This window comes from Saccharopolyspora shandongensis (assembly GCF_900106995.1).
GTDB classification, from domain to species: Bacteria; Actinomycetota; Actinomycetes; order Mycobacteriales; family Pseudonocardiaceae; genus Saccharopolyspora; species Saccharopolyspora shandongensis.
The window spans coordinates 34,537-48,139 of the sequence record NZ_FNOK01000018.1 but is presented as its reverse complement, the minus strand read 5'-3'; the positions used below and the strand labels follow the sequence as shown (position 1 = coordinate 48,139).

The 13,603-nt window shown below is 66.2% G+C and carries 14 protein-coding genes; 2 read left to right on the top strand and 12 right to left on the bottom strand.

What is annotated here, in order from left to right; genetic code table 11:
- The first annotated feature begins 58 nt into the window (after nucleotides 1-58).
- Together BLW84_RS49155 and BLW84_RS49150 are read left to right on the top strand one after the other, a co-directional pair.
- Nucleotides 59-481: a hypothetical protein gene (locus BLW84_RS49155; protein WP_245761261.1), complete on the top strand. Its 423-nt coding sequence runs from the start codon at nucleotides 59-61 to the stop codon at nucleotides 479-481.
- 48 nt (nucleotides 482-529) lie between these two features.
- Entirely contained in the window at nucleotides 530-934 is a 405-nt protein-coding gene (locus BLW84_RS49150) for a phosphotransferase (protein WP_245761260.1), read from the top strand.
- Between the two features lie 19 nt (nucleotides 935-953).
- On the opposite strand, the gene BLW84_RS20250 is transcribed toward BLW84_RS49150, so the two are convergent.
- The 12 genes from BLW84_RS20250 to BLW84_RS20200 all read right to left on the bottom strand — a co-directional run bounded on the left by BLW84_RS20250 (nucleotide 954) and on the right by BLW84_RS20200 (nucleotide 12,782).
- The gene (locus BLW84_RS20250; protein ID WP_245761259.1) at nucleotides 954-1,667 is read right to left on the bottom strand and encodes a GNAT family N-acetyltransferase; all 714 of its coding nucleotides are present in this window, start codon (nucleotides 1,665-1,667) and stop codon (nucleotides 954-956) included.
- Nucleotides 1,668-1,920: 253 nt separating this feature from the next.
- Nucleotides 1,921-3,915 carry an ABC transporter ATP-binding protein gene (locus tag BLW84_RS20245; RefSeq protein ID WP_093267489.1) on the bottom strand — a complete coding sequence of 665 codons (1,995 nt, stop codon included), beginning with the start codon at nucleotides 3,913-3,915 and terminating at the stop codon, nucleotides 1,921-1,923.
- 149 nt (nucleotides 3,916-4,064) lie between these two features.
- The gene (locus tag BLW84_RS46305; RefSeq protein ID WP_143061010.1) at nucleotides 4,065-4,373 is read right to left on the bottom strand and encodes a hypothetical protein; all 309 of its coding nucleotides are present in this window, start codon (nucleotides 4,371-4,373) and stop codon (nucleotides 4,065-4,067) included.
- A gap of 127 nt (nucleotides 4,374-4,500) precedes the next feature.
- A complete protein-coding gene (locus BLW84_RS20240) occupies nucleotides 4,501-5,151 on the bottom strand; it encodes an L-threonylcarbamoyladenylate synthase (RefSeq protein WP_093267487.1) in 651 nt (216 codons plus the stop codon).
- A gap of 4 nt (nucleotides 5,152-5,155) precedes the next feature.
- The gene (locus BLW84_RS20235) at nucleotides 5,156-5,923 is read right to left on the bottom strand and encodes a phytanoyl-CoA dioxygenase family protein (protein ID WP_093267485.1); all 768 of its coding nucleotides are present in this window, start codon (nucleotides 5,921-5,923) and stop codon (nucleotides 5,156-5,158) included.
- Nucleotides 5,907-6,743 carry a creatininase family protein gene (locus BLW84_RS20230; RefSeq protein WP_093267483.1) on the bottom strand — a complete coding sequence of 279 codons (837 nt, stop codon included), beginning with the start codon at nucleotides 6,741-6,743 and terminating at the stop codon, nucleotides 5,907-5,909. Before BLW84_RS20230 ends, BLW84_RS20235 begins: the two co-directional genes overlap by 17 nt.
- The gene (locus BLW84_RS20225; RefSeq protein WP_093267481.1) at nucleotides 6,740-7,537 is read right to left on the bottom strand and encodes a class I SAM-dependent methyltransferase; all 798 of its coding nucleotides are present in this window, start codon (nucleotides 7,535-7,537) and stop codon (nucleotides 6,740-6,742) included. Before BLW84_RS20225 ends, BLW84_RS20230 begins: the two co-directional genes overlap by 4 nt.
- Nucleotides 7,534-8,199 carry an HAD family hydrolase gene (locus BLW84_RS20220; RefSeq protein WP_093267479.1) on the bottom strand — a complete coding sequence of 222 codons (666 nt, stop codon included), beginning with the start codon at nucleotides 8,197-8,199 and terminating at the stop codon, nucleotides 7,534-7,536. The genes BLW84_RS20225 and BLW84_RS20220 overlap by 4 nt, the downstream gene beginning before the upstream one ends.
- Entirely contained in the window at nucleotides 8,196-8,639 is a 444-nt protein-coding gene (locus tag BLW84_RS20215) for a hypothetical protein (protein ID WP_093267477.1), read from the bottom strand. The genes BLW84_RS20220 and BLW84_RS20215 overlap by 4 nt, the downstream gene beginning before the upstream one ends.
- Nucleotides 8,621-9,691, bottom strand: coding sequence for an enolase C-terminal domain-like protein (locus tag BLW84_RS20210; RefSeq protein WP_093267475.1), 1,071 nt, complete (start codon nucleotides 9,689-9,691; stop codon nucleotides 8,621-8,623). The genes BLW84_RS20215 and BLW84_RS20210 overlap by 19 nt, the downstream gene beginning before the upstream one ends.
- Complete coding sequence (locus BLW84_RS20205) at nucleotides 9,688-11,739, bottom strand: phosphoketolase family protein (RefSeq protein WP_093267653.1); 2,052 nt, start codon at nucleotides 11,737-11,739, stop codon at nucleotides 9,688-9,690. The genes BLW84_RS20210 and BLW84_RS20205 overlap by 4 nt, the downstream gene beginning before the upstream one ends.
- The gene (locus tag BLW84_RS20200) at nucleotides 11,739-12,782 is read right to left on the bottom strand and encodes a hypothetical protein (RefSeq protein WP_218157383.1); all 1,044 of its coding nucleotides are present in this window, start codon (nucleotides 12,780-12,782) and stop codon (nucleotides 11,739-11,741) included. Before BLW84_RS20200 ends, BLW84_RS20205 begins: the two co-directional genes overlap by 1 nt.
- Nucleotides 12,783-13,603: the final 821 nt, after the last annotated feature.

The window sequence follows — 13,603 nt, the reverse complement described above, 5'->3', positions numbered from 1 at the left end:
TGCTGCTGGTCAGAACCGAGGGCGACGGTTGTGGTGTTGCGTTGGTGCGTTGACCTGCATGGCCGACACCGCCGCCTCTGTCGTCACGGCTAGGCAGTCGTCTGCGGTTTTCGACGTACGTGAGAACCGGCACGAAGACGTGCTCGACCGTGCCGAACGAGCGTTGGACGTGCGGCTCGATCGGTCGTCCGTGGTGTACGGAGAACACGGGGCCACGGAGGGCTTCCGCACCGCGGACGGCACATGGGTACGAGTCGAGCGCCGCCGGCGGTGGCGGATCAATAGCGCGGTATGGATCGGCTTGGAACCTGCGGCGACCATCCGTAGGGTCAAGAAACCCGAATGGTTCCAAAGCGCTACGCGGACCGACCAGGCGAGGGACGTCGTGTGGAGGGCAGACGAGGTAGAGCTGATCACCGCTCCGATGGTGGGCGATCCTGCTACAGCAGCGACGCTCCCGGATTCGTGGTGGACGGGCTAGCGTGAGTCGCTGGCCGCGCTGGGGGAGCACCCGACCGAACGGGTCGGCATGAGCCAAGCTCACCTCACCAAGACGATCATCGAGGTCTTCGATGGCGTCGACACCACTGTGGACGAGTGGGCGACGGCGCACACGGACCTGCATTGGGACAACCTCTCGCTTGAGGGCCACATCATCGACTGGGAGGACTGGGGCGTGGCTCTGCGTGGGCACGATGCCGCGACTCTGTGGCAGTCGGCACTTCCTGATCCCCAGCTTGCCGCGCGGGTACAGCACGAATTCGCCGCTGATCTTGAAACTCGTTCGGGCAAGCTCGCGCAACTGTTGCAGTGTGCGAACGCGATCCGGGTTGTCGCCCGTCGCGGAGCGCCGACCCCCTGTCGGAGCCCGCGAGGGCGGCTGCGGACGTTCTCCTTGCTGAGCTACAGGGTGCGTGAACCTACACCGACGTAGCCTGCCGCCAGTTCCTCGGTCAGCTCCCCGCACAGCCCTTCACTGGGCAGAGCCCTGGCGAACACATCGGCATTTCGGTACCGAGAAGCGGTAAGCAGGGCTGCAGACCTTCAACCTCTAGCGACCATGGCGGTCGGTAATGGTCAAAATCGCTGCGGCGCAACAGCATTCGTATGAACGAGCCAGGGTGTCCGCGCCGCACGCCGCGCTCGGTGCCGTCTGGGCGATACCCGAGCTTACGGCTGACCTGCTGGGAGGCGTGCGCGTCTTCCCAGGCGGTGGTGCGTGCCTGAACGGCGGCGAGGTAGTCGAAGGCCATAGTGAGTACGGCTGCACGGGCCTCGGTACCGAATCCCTTGCCCTGAAATGGTATCCCGAGCCATGATGCGGTGGCGACCTCGCGCTTGACCGCGAACTGGTTGGCGGAGATACCTTGGAACCCGATCACCTGGCCGCCTTGGCGGACGAGGAAGTTCAGTGACCAGTCCACAGGGCTGAGGTTCGCGCGATCACGCCAGAGCGCCTGCACCAAGCCCTGGGCGATGTCTTCGGTCGATTCGTCGCGCCACAACCTGCCCAACGGCAGCCCCTCCGGAGGGTGTACCCCAGTGACCGCGACCTCGGCGAGTTCGAGCAACCCTTCGTCGTCATCCGGCCGGAGTTCCAACCGCGGTGCGCGTAGCACGAGGTGTCGAAAGGGCCATGGATCTATCCGGTCAGCCAGCTCGGTCATGGGGTGGCTCCCAACAGCGGGAGGCACGGCTGCAGGCCCTCTACCGCCACGGGCCAGTCCGGGCGATGCCGTGCGAAGTTCTCGTGTGTGAGCAGCAGGCGGACCGCGGATTCGGGTTCGCCGCGGCGTTCGTCTGTCTCGGTGTCGTCGGGCTCTTGTGAGTGTGGTGGAAGTTGGTTTGCCTAGCCAGGTCGACGGCTGCCGGACAGTGTCTGTTGTCTGGAGAGGCCGTGGTGTGTTGGTGCGATCGACGTCATAGGGTATCGGCGGCGTTTCGGTAGGCCTGCGCTTGGAGTGAGTACAGCTGGTGGTAATGGCCGTGGCTGCCGAGCGCCATGAGTTCCTGATGTGTGCCGGACTCGACGATGCGGCCTTGATCGAGAACGAGGATGCGGTCGGCGCGAGATACGTTGGCGAGGCGGTGTGTGACCAGCACGGTGGTTCTGGTGGCGCGGTCGCTGTTGGCCGAGCGGCTGATGTTGGTGGCGTGTTGCAGCCCGGCGAATACGCGTGCCTCGGCTTTCGCGTCGAGTGCGGCGGTGGGCTCGTCAGCGACGAGGATAGCGGCGTCACGGTAGATGCCGCGGGCGACGCCGATGCGTTGCCATTGGCCGCCGGAGAGGTCTTGGCCTTGCCGGAACTGTTTGGATACCACCGTTTTTTCGCCGTGTGGTAGGGCGTTGAGCACTTCGTCGGCTCCTGACTTTGAAACGGCTGCATGCCATGCTGCGTCATGTGTGGCGCAGTCAAGGCGCCCGATGCGGATGTTGGTTCCGGCGATCATGGGCCAGCGTGCGGGTTCCTGGGCGATCACAGCGATCTGCTCGTAGACCGAGCGGGTGTCGGCGGTGGCCAGGTCGACGTCATCCCACCTGACGGTGCCGTGTGTGGGTGGGTAGAGGCCGGTGAGGATTTTGCCGAGGGTTGTTTTGCCGGAGCCGTTTTCGCCGACCAGGGCGATTACTTCGCCTCGGCGCAGGGTCAGGTTGATGTTGTGCAGTGCCGGCTGGTCTTGGCCGGGGTAGGTGAAGGAGACGTTGTCCAGGCGGATGGTCTCAGGGTTGCGTGGTGCGGTGATTTCCGAGACCGGCGGGTGGTGTCCGCGTGCCTCGTGGAGCAGTTTTTCGTAGAAGCGAAGGTAGAAGGAGTGTTCGTAGAGCCGGTTGATCGCGACCATGGTGCTGTTCAGTGCGGAGGTGGCGGTGCGCATCGCCATTACGGCGGCGCCGGCCAGTCCCAGTGGCATCACCGTCAGATACAGCAGGATTCCTAGCACGATGTAGGCGAGTGCGGTGCCGGTACCGGACAGAGTGCGCCCGAGTAGGCGGACGAGGCTTTTGCGGTGTTCCAGGCGGATCGCTTCGTTGGTGACGTCGGTGGCGACGCGCCGGTGCTCGGTCAGCAGGACATCGTGCAGGGTCAATGCTGTGCGTTCGGCGGCCACATCGCGGGCGACGAGGAGGTTTTCGACGACGTGAAGCCGCATCCGGCGGGAGACCATGTTCAGAAACGAGCGGTAGCCGAGTTTGGCGCTGGTCATGGCCGCCCAGGCATCGGCGGCAGTGGCTAGCAGCAGGACCGGAACCAGCCAGGGGCTGAGAAGCCCTGTCGTGACCACCGCTGCGGTCAGGGACACCAGGGAGGAGGTGACTTCGGCGATGTTGCGGACACTGTTTTCCGTAGCCAGCACACCGTGATAGCCGCCCTGACGGGCGAGCTCGCGGAAATCGGCGTCTTCCCACGTGATCAGGGCGACACCGGCGACGGCGGTGTTGATCTCATTTTGGGCGGCGTGCCGTACCCGGGGTGTCAGCGTGCCCTGCACGGCGCTGACGGCGGTGTCCAGCAGCCCGCGCAGCGCGAACGAAGCGACTACGACGGCGATGGCCGGAAGCGAGTCGATGACCCGCTGCGGGGTGGGTCCGGATTCCAGCAATACGGTCAGTGCGTTGGCGGTGGCGAACAGCCCGAAGGCGGTCGTGCATCCGGACAGCAACTGGACGATGCCGGCCAGCAGCGTCAAACGCGGCGCGGTGGCCCAGGACAAGCGCACGATGATCGCGGCCGTGGCAGGCAATTCCCGCAGCGTCTGCCACAGGCTTGCGTCAGCGACCTGCTCATCGACCGAAGCCCACCGGGGTGGTTCGAGGTCATCGACACCGATCAGCGTTCCCGGGTGCCCTGCGGTGCGATCACCGGTTGCCGGGGCTTCTGTCGGGGCTGTGGCCTGGGCCTGATGCTGAGACATCAGCGGTTCTGATCCTCCCCGTTCGCAATGACAGGATGCCGCCGAGACCGGCACGCGAGTGGTGTGTCGCGAACCGGCCCCTGCTGGATGCCGGAGGTGACCGCACGACGTCCGGCTCTCCCGGAGGCCGGCCGCCGCCGGGCGTGGTTTCAGGCGGTCTCGGCGGCTGATTCGGTGTCGTCGCCGGCGGGGCCGTCATCGGGTTCATCGTCGTGCGGGAGTCCGTACTGGTCGGTGAGTTCGGCGAGATGCTGGATCAGCGGCAGCCCGAGGGCCTCGCGGTAGTCTCGTGCGTTTCCTATCGTTGTCGGTTTTATCGAGATCACCTCGAGAGAAGGCCGACGATCTCGCTGAATCTGAGGCCAGCGTTGATCAACGGTCGATGAGTGGTTGCTGCGCTTCAGGACTACCTGCCGCCAGCGTGAGAGACATCGTGATTCGCTGGATTGAGTGAGCAACGACGATGGCTCGCGCGGCGCCGAAGCTCTGGGGCCGGGAGCTGGAGCTTACCTGGCTTGCGACTTCGTTGACGGGCATTGCCCGGTTTACATCGGTGAGGTTCGGCCGAGAAAGGCGTTTTCACCATCAGGAAGCCCGGACCTCTCGGCCAAGAGTCGCGGCGACAGCACGCTGGTGAACCAGGCCAGTGCGTACGAGTTTCGCTTCCGGGGTGAAGCAGTCGATGATCGTCATGTGGTTGGCGGTGGGGCAGACGCCGCCGTCGACGATGATGGAGACGGTGAGGTCGGAGGTTGTGAGGAAGGCCTGTACCTCGTCGAGGGTCACAGCGGGACCACGGTCGTCCGGGCCGGCGTCTCCGGAGATGTTCGCGGTGGTCGCGGCGACGGGAACGTTCGACCTCGCTGCGAGTTCACCGAGGAATCCCGGAGCCACGGTGGTGAGTGCTGGGGAGCCGACTGCCGCATACCGAGCGGCGTCTTCCGGGTTGCGCCATGGCAGGAGCAGTGCAAGGTCGCCGGGCCAGAACATCTTGGCGAGCTTCCGTGCCTCATCGCTGAGTTGGAAGTGCTCCTCGCAGGCAGTGAGTGAGGGAGCGACGTAGGCGAGGGATTTGGTGCTGGGGCGTCGTTTTCCTGTGAAGATGGTGTCGCACGCGTCCCCATTGCTTGCGTCGGTGCAGATCATGTACCAGCGCTGTGTGGGGACGATGATCAGTTCTCCGGCCTCGATCGCGCGGGCTGCGGTGTCGAGTTCGTTGGGGCTGGTGACGCGCATGCGGCTACTCCTGGGAAGTTGTGGAGGAGGGCACATCGGTGAGGGGCGGGTAGTCGAGCCAGGGGTCGCGGAGGGCTTCGAGTCGACGGGTTGCGTGCTCCGGGTGGGAGACCCGGAAGTACGCCATCACCCGGGGGAGTGGCGTGAGGTTGTGCGCGACCGAGTGCGGGACGAGGTGGTGCATGAGCAGGACGTCCCCGGGTGCACCGAGTAGGGGCGTTCCGTGCTCGCGGTCGATCTCCGGCGGTACCTGGTCTGTCATCCCGAGTGACCACTCGTTGGCGAACCAGCGGGCCATGGTGAGGTGTCCGCCGGGCAGGTAGTGCAGTGCACCACCTTTCGGATCCTTGATGTCGGACAGGACAACGCCGACGAGCAAGGAGAAGGTGCGCAGTTCTCGTGGATCGAGGTGGGGGCAGGAAACGCCGTCGACGTGCATCGCCTTGGCCTGCTGCACGCCGGGGAATTCGCGTTCGGGCACACGAATCTGGATTTGGGTGGTGGTGACCGGACTTGTGTCGCCCAGAAGGTCGGAGGCCAGTTGTGCGGCGTCGGTCTCCGCGTAGAGGGCGAGGATCTCGGGGTGATTTCCTAGATTCGGCACAAAGGTGCGTTGGGTGTACGCGGGTATGGCGTCGGGGGTCAGTTCTTCGCGGTACTGCTCATCAATGAGGGACACCGCGCGTTTGACCGGGTTGGGAGCGATCGCCCCGCGTCGTATGACGACGCCGTCCCGTTTGAAAGCGGCCTTCTCATCAGCGGTGAGGAGCATGAGTTCTCCGATGTTCGGGCGGTTCGTGAGGGGCGGGTGGCGCGAGCCGGTCGAGGACAGCGGCGCACGCGTCCAGGGCGGCGGCGACGAGGGCCTGCCCGAATTCCGCATTGGCCTTGCGTGGGTCGCCGCCGATGACGCCGTTCTTGGAGATCGCGGGATCGTCCGACGACCACGGCCAAGTCGCGCCCCGGTCGAGGACGAGACGCTGGATCTCCTCCCGTTGGCCAGGGTCGGGGCAGGAGTCGCTTGGGAGGAGATCCAGCCGTACGTAGTCGGGCGCAAGCGCGAGCATGAGCGAGGTTTCCCAGACGCCGGCGTGGACCTCGGGGAATTCGTTGCCGGTCTTGATCCGGCCAGCGGCAACGGAGCCGGGGTTCACGACACAGATGGCCACGTCATGCTTGCGTTGGAGCTGGTGCACGAGGGCTTCAAGGGAGCCCTTGTTGCCACCATGGCCGTTGACGATGAGCACGGCTCGTGCAGGGGTAGAACGGAGGTAGTCCGCTACGAGCGTCTCGATCAGCGTGGTGTAGAGCGGGATGTCCAGGGTCACGGTGCCTGACGACGACGCGTGCTCCGGGGACAGCCCGTAGGGCACGGGCGGCACGACCCATACGTCGTGCCGCTGCGCGACGTGTGCGGTCAGGCGGTCGGCGAAGCGCTCGGCGATCACGGTGTCGGTGTTGAGCGGCAGATGAGGGCCGTGCTGTTCGAGCGATCCGACCGGCAGGCAGAGGATCGACCGCTCGCTCAGCTCCACCGCGATGCGCGGTGCCGTCAGCTTTCCGTATGACTGCTTCTCGCCGGCGGCTGTCATCTCCGGCCTCGCCGTCCGAGACGGATGAGGAACTCGTTGTCCTCGGGGAAGGTGTCGTTGTCGTTGAAGTCGGCCAGGCGGTTCTTCACCGCGGCCTCGAATTCCTTCAGCTGGTCGCCGAAAAGGTGGGGTGCGGCAAAGGATGTCGAGTAGAGGTAGCCGAGGATGCTCTCGGTGGTCCAGGTGCGGTGGACGGGGACCCGTACTTCCTCGACCTCATTGAAGGGCGATTCCTGCATGATTTCGCTGTAGGGGCGGTTGTGGTGCTGGAAGGTGCCGGCACCGGCGCGTCGCTGCTCCCCAAGGAAGCTTTTGATGACCTCCCGGACCGCTTCCTTCCACGGGCTGCCCGCGGCCCAGAAGCTGTTGTCCGCAAAGATCGCGACCGTGCCATCCGGGGCAACCTGGCGATCCAGGAGGGTCAGTATGGTGGCTTGGTCGAGCCAGTGGAACGCTCGGCAGATGGTGACGAGTTCGGCCTGCCAGTCGGTAGGCGGGGTGAAGTCCTCGGCGCTGCTCTCCACGAGGCTCAGGCGGGAGTTCTCGGGCAACTTCGGCCGCAGCGACGACTCGGCCGCAGCGAGCATGTGGGCGTCGTTATCGACCGCGATGACGTCGTTGAAGCGGCCAAGGAGCGCCTCGACCACGAGGCCAGTTCCGGTGCCGACGTCCAGGAGCCGACGGGGGCCGCTGGGGCGTACTGGGGCAGCCTGGTCGAGAACCACTGCCACGTCCTCTGGAATGCCGGGGCGAAACTGCCGGTAGTAGGTGGCGGTCCCGGTGAAGAGGCTCATTCGACGCTCCCTGTTGCGAGGTGTTGGGTGTGCATGGCGGCCGCCGCCAGGTCATGGGCGACGAGTACATGGTGGTCAATGCCCCAGGATCCATGAGGCATGGAGCGGCCTCCGGATATCCATATTGCCGTGGCACCGGCTTCGACCGCCCCCACAATGTCGCAGGCCCAATCGTCGCCAATGTGGATCATGCGGTCAGGTGTCACGCCGAAGTGGTTGGCGACAGCATGGAAGGCCTGCGGGTCAGGTTTGGAGTGGCCAAGGCGGCAGGAGGGGAAGAAGTCGCTCACCCAGGCAGAAAGCTGACTGCGCAGACCTTCGGTGTCGGCGTCGACGCAGGTGACGTTGGACAGCGTGGCTACGGTCGCCACAGCGCTGATGCGGCAAAGTGCCGCCGTCGTACAGGGAAAGAGACGGAACGGGGCCGGCACCACATCGCGGGGAAAGGCTTCCGGCGGCACCTCCAGCGCCTCGCAGACCTCCGCCACCACGGTGTCGGTGAGCGCCGGCTGGGTGTGGAGGCCTGCCCGCATGATTTCGCGAGCGCGCGCCGCGGGCAGCGGGGACGCCTCGGTCAGCCGCATCGCCAAGCCAGGACCCTCGGCGATGCCGAGGGTCCCGCCGACGTCGACCGTGACCAACAGCGACGGGGACGGTGTCACTGTGGACTCCTCGTGTTCGTCGGCAGCGCGGAGACGATGGCATCAACGCGGGCGCGGCGGATGGCGATGGTGGTGGACTCGGACAGGAAGGTCAGGGCGTAGCGCAGTTCCACCTCATCCAGCCTCTCCAGGGACCGTTCCTCGCGGATGGCCGCCTGCTGGAGATCCGGTGGAACAGTTCGCGGTCGTAGGCCGTGCGGCAGGTGAAGCGTGCCGTGCCAGTGCGTTCCCACTGGGGCGCCCGCGGAATCCGTCGGACGCAGAACGGTCACGTCATCAAGAGTCAGGATTCGTACGACGATCGATGCTTCGCCCACCTTGAGGCTCCCCGTGAGGAAGGTGTCGTGCCCGTCGAGCCGTTGGGAGAGCACCAGTAACGGTCCGTCTGGACCTTGGCTGACCATGCCGCGAACCGAGATGTTCATCGACGTGCTGGACATGCTGTGCTCCTCGGTGTCGTGCCGAGACCGGGGGAGTCCGGCAGGGGAACGCGCCCGTGCTCGGGCTGGAGGGCAACGTCGTAGAGACGTTGACGCCGTGGCTCCCACTGAAGCCGGTACTCGACGGCCGGTATCGCGTCGGGGAAGGCTGCTGCGAGGTGGAGGCCGGGAACCAGCGAGCGGCCGTGCGGGCATATCGGGATGGCCTGGGAGCGGGCTACGTCGAGGATCTGCACAGCTCGGGTCAGGCCGCCGCAGCCGACGACGTCAAGGGTGAGAACACGGGGGCTGACGGAGTGGATAAGCCCGGCGGGGTCCTCATCGCAGTGCGCGCGCTCGCCGACGGCCAGCGGCACCCCGGTGGCTGCCAGAAGCCCGTAGGTGTGCAGGTCATGGTGCGGCAACGGGTCCTCCAGCCAGAGAAGGCAGGAGACATCGACGCTGTGCGCAAATGCCATCGCTGCGGACGGGCTCCAGGTACCGACCGCGTCGACGGCGAGCGGGGTGCCGACGGCCTGGGCGCAACGCTCCACGGCTCGCGCCATGCGTGTGGCGGCCCGATCAGGCGCGTCATCTGCCGTCCCGCGTAGCCCCCATTTGGTGAAGCACCAGTCGTCTGCCGCCGCCCTGCGCAGCACATCCAGGTCGTCGACGCTGGTGAGATCCTGGGATAGCCACGAGGCGTACGCCGGCACCGATGATCGGGGCTTCTGGGCTGTCAGGAGGGCGGCGACAGAGCGGGACGCCAGTCGGCCGTGGAGATCCCACACCGCGCAGTCGACTGCGCCGACTGCCCACGAGGCGATGTCAGACGGGGTCGTGCGCGCTGCGGCACGCATCCGCTCCAGCAGTCCGATGTGGTCTGCGACGCTGGCGTCCTTCACCACGGACGCCACCGTGCCCCGTGCGTAGACGGCGATCCGTTCGCCGACTGGGCCGTAACAACCGACCGCTCCGGCACCGTGGACGATGACAAAGAATGAATCATCTCCCAGGGACACACCCTCCCGTACTTCGGTGATCTCCAGACGCTCGATGGTCAGCGGGGTCACTGGACAACCCCGCGCGACGCCAGCAGGAGCCCGGCGGCGCGCTCCACTCCTGCCCGGTCCATGCCGAGGGTGTGGGCGAGCAGTCTCTGGGGTATGGGACCGGGCGGCTCCTGCCAGCCGATGACGTCCACGGGGCGCTGGAGGCGTCCAGCGAGCAGTCCCCAGACGGCCGCCGAGTGGCCAAGGGTGAGCACGAGCACGGGCGCATGGGTGCCGAGATAGTGGCCCATCTCCTGTGCGCTGAGTCCGGCCGGCCACCGCGAAGGAGCACCGAGGACTGTCAGGTCGAGGAGATTCACCACGCGAACGCGGCATCCGTGACGGGCCCGGATGCCATCCACCGCTTCCGCGGCGACGGCGGCGGGGATGTCTCCGGCAGTGATGATCACAAGGTCGGGCTCACCGTCATCGCTGAGATGAGGCCAGATAGCGATGCCCCTCTCGCATTCCTCCTCGATGTTGTCGACAGGATGAGCGGTGCGGATGTGCTTTCCCGCGACCACGAGATTGACCCGGCCGACAGAGTCGAACGCCTCGTCCAACGCGGCCGCAGTCCTTACCGGGTCGGCCGGTGTCAGCACGCGGACCGCGGGAACACCCAAGGCGAGGAGCGCGGTGGTCAGAGACGGGTCGCCGTGAGTGTGGATGTTGTGCCAGCCATAGGACGTGAGGAGCACGTTGAGGCTGGGCAGGTCCCTCGCGCCGGCGAGCCGTCGTTGTTTGATGTGGCTTACCAGGCCACTGGTGAGCAACGAGGCGAAGGCCTCATACGAGATCACCACACCGCGGCGCCCGCTCGCGGTCCAGCCGGCAAGCCATTCCAACAGCACTTCCTCGGCGAGGAGTTCGTGTGCCCATCGCTCGCCGACGAGGTCCGGGAGCCGGTTGGAGGACAGCTCATCCGGGCTGAAAACTCGAAAATCTCCGCGCGTGGCGTGTCTTCTGACGACATCGGTGACCGCTTCAGTGAACGTGCCAGCTCGGTCGTACGCCACGATGCGGTTCTTCACCGCAAGGTCCACGGTCGAGCGCAAGGAGCACCAGCGAGCCGTGGCTACTGCGTCGGCGAGTGCATCCCGAGCACGCCCGTCCGGGCCGAAGAGGTCTGCGGGCCGGTAGGAGGCGAGCCAGCGAGCCAGTCGCGTGAGTTGCTCCGGATCGGCGCGTGGGTCATCCAGCGGTGTCTTGTGCAGGCTGGGGGTCCCCAAGAGGGCGCGATTTCCCAGCGATGCGGGGCCGCCCCATCCCTTCATGCAGCGCAGGACCAGCGCCGTACGTTGCCCGAGGCGCGTCTGCTCCAGAACGTCAGACAACGCCATGTGGAAGATTTCGTGCTCCTGCAGGGAGGCCGTCACGACATCGACAACCTTGACCGTCCAGCCCACGCCACCGAAGTAGGCGTGAATCGCGTCGTCATTCATCTCCCCGAGCAGAGAGCGGCTCCCCATACGGAAGCCGTTCAGGTGCACGATGGGCAGCACCGACGTCCGTGATAAGACCGTCTGCCCCAACCAGCTCGCGGCGGTTGTCGGAGTCTCGCACTCTCCATCCCCGATGATGGGGACGACGATCCGGCCTGGGGCATCGAGCGCGGCTCCCTGGGCGAACGGCAGGCAGCCACCGAGCCGTCCACCGAGAAACCCGCCTGCGGGCAGAGAGGGGACGACCTCGGATCCCAGCCCGTCCACGTCCGGAAATGCCCGGGCCAGTCGACGCAGCCCTTCGGTATCCGCGCCGAACTGCGGATGGCTCTTCCCGAGCTCCCCCGTCACCCAGGCCGCGGCGAGCTGAACAACACCGGCGTGTCCAGCACCGAGGAGCGGAACCAAGTGCACTTGCCTGTCCACTTGGCCAGCGCAGAGCACGACGTGGGACAGGGACCACGCCGTGCCGGGCACCGTACCCCAGTGACCAGAAGGGCGTTCTTTCACATGCTCGGCGGCCAGCGGCCTGCCGAGCAGAACGTTGTCCTGCAGGTGCAGCTGGCACACCGAGGCGTAGACGATGGCTCGCCACAGAGCGTCCGCCAGGACGGCGGTCTCGGCCATCACGAACCAACCAGCGGCTCGTCGGCAAACGTGAAGTACCACAACGGCCGGTAGCACTCCCATGCCACTGGTCGCAGTCCGGAGGGACCGATGATCTCCTCGATCACCACGCGCGCACGGAGGTAGTACTCCAGGTCTTGGGCCCCGGGGTTACGCAAGCCCGCCATGATCGAGTTGTGAGCCTGGTAGACCTGGAAGTTGGGGAACTCGGTGACGTACGGGGCGAGCGCACCGACACCCGCAATCAGCGCGTCGATGCCGTCCAGCCCCACGATGTAAGTGAACGAGGTGCCATGGCCGGCATCCGACGCCCGCCGGAGCACCCCCGGCATATCTGACACCGCCAGCGCGGCTTTGCTGGCCTTGAGCAACAGGTCTCGGCGAGTGAAGCATTCCGCGGTCAGCCGGAGGACGAACGGCGTGACGTCAGCGGCCAGTCGTTCGAATGCAGACCTGGAGCCGAGCACTGAGGTCAGGAAGCCAATGCGCGCTTCGACGGCGTGCTCGGTGAGCACGGTCCGCAGCGCCTGCAGGTGACGGACCGCCGCCGACTCACGCTCGAAGCAACCGGTCGAGACGGTCACCTCGCGAAGTTCAGTCAGGTCGTGCCGCGGATGCTGCTCCCGCAGCGCCGCGAACAGCTCCCCTAGGTCCCGCTCTTCCGAGAGACGCGGATCAGCCGCGGCCTCCAGGGTGTTGGGGCAGAAAGCGCAGCCCACACAACGGCTGCGGGCATTCGGATTGAGCGTGACCGCCCTGCCCGTGTCGCGGAAGTACCCGCCGACCGCCTCGTCCGCGTCAATACGCGCGACCTCGCCCACCAGTGTGCCGCCCAGCGTCAGCTGCTCGCCCTTGAGCCTCAGCGGCGAGCCCGTGACATTTAACGGGACAATGAGCTGCCACGAAACCTCCGGTGCACTCGCGAGCCGGACCTGGACCCGGGCCCGATGACGGGGCCGATCAGAGTCGACGCCGTACAGGTTGATCGCGATGAGCAGCGCGTCCTCGATCGGTACACCGTAGTGGGCCGCAAGCCGTTCCACCTCCCCAAGCGTGGAGGCCGTGCTGGTATGTCCGCTAAGTCGTGCCGTCATGCGCGTACTCCGTCCAGTCAGCCGGAGGGGCAGTAGCGCGTCGGCGGTCTGTGAAGGAATTCGTCGACGACTACACGGAGAGGCTCCCGTGGCACACCGGGACGCCGAACGCCCTCCGGTGATTTCTTCAGGACGTCCCGGGACGTTTCCAGTCCGAGACGTGAGCCGAGGTCTGCAGGTGGCTCACCAACGCGGAAACATCGCACAGTTCGCGGAGGACGACGGAAGCCCCCGCTGACCGCAGTTCTTCGACACTGTGTATCCAGGAAGCCACGGCGACGACATGGGCATCGGAATCGAGGCGGCCCGGACGTCACGAGGGGGTGTCCCCGATGAGAACGACAGGGCTGTCGGAAGGAGGCCGTGGGCCTCCTGAATGTGATCGCGGCCACCTTCACAAGGGCCTCGCGATCCACCGAGTGCTCGCCGTACGCCCCGCACTCCATATCCAGAAGCACGTCAAGGCCGAAGGCCCGCAGCTTCACAGGCGCGTTGGCGGAGATGTTCCCGGTCAGCACGGAAGAGGCCATGTCTCGTTCCGCCGCCACCGCCGCGAGAGCTTCACGCGCGCCAGGGAGAGCATGGCCGCGTTCCACGAGGTCCACTTCACGCTCGGCCCGCAGCTTCCAGCGCGAGCGCAATGCGCTCCCATGCTGGCAGTTCCATCCCGTGCTCCCGGTACATCTCGGCGAGGATCACGCGGTCGGTCCGGCCTTCAGTACGGGCCGGTCGGACAGAGGTACGTCCGGCGGTAGCCGCGAAGGCCGCCG